This window comes from Streptomyces millisiae (genome assembly GCF_031845425.1).
Taxonomy (GTDB): Bacteria; Actinomycetota; Actinomycetes; order Streptomycetales; family Streptomycetaceae; genus Streptomyces; species Streptomyces millisiae.
Window position 1 is genome coordinate 1 of sequence record NZ_JAVREM010000264.1, and the last position, 467, is coordinate 467.

Genomic DNA, 467 nt, shown 5'->3' on the forward strand with positions numbered 1-467 from the left:
CGGACGGCCTGGCCGATCGCCTTACGGGACCCGACCAGCACGACGAGCTTCTTGGCGCGCGTCACGGCCGTGTAGAGCAGGTTGCGCTGGAGCATCATCCAGGCGCTGGTGGTGACGGGGATGACGACGGCCGGATACTCGCTGCCCTGGGAGCGGTGGATCGTCATGGCGTACGCGTGGGCGAGCTCGTCCAGCTCGTCGAAGTCGTAGCCGATCTCCTCGTCCTCGTCGGTGCGGACGGTGAGCGTCTGTTCGTCCAGGTCGAGGCCGGTGACGACGCCGACCGTGCCGTTGAAGACGCCGTTCTCGCCCTTGTCGTAGTTGTTGCGGATCTGGGTGACCTTGTCGCCCACCCGGAAGACCCGGCCGCCGAACCGCTTCTCGGGGAGGTCGGGGCGGCCCGGGGTGATGGACTGCTGGAGCAGCCCGTTCAGCTCGCCCGCGCCCGCGGGTCCCCGGTGCATCGG

General features: G+C 69.2%; 1 protein-coding gene. It reads right to left on the minus strand.

What is annotated here, in order from left to right:
* Positions 1–467, minus strand: a 467-nt coding sequence (locus RNC47_RS36585; RefSeq protein ID WP_311605176.1) for an ATP-dependent DNA helicase, incomplete at both ends; no start/stop codon positions are given.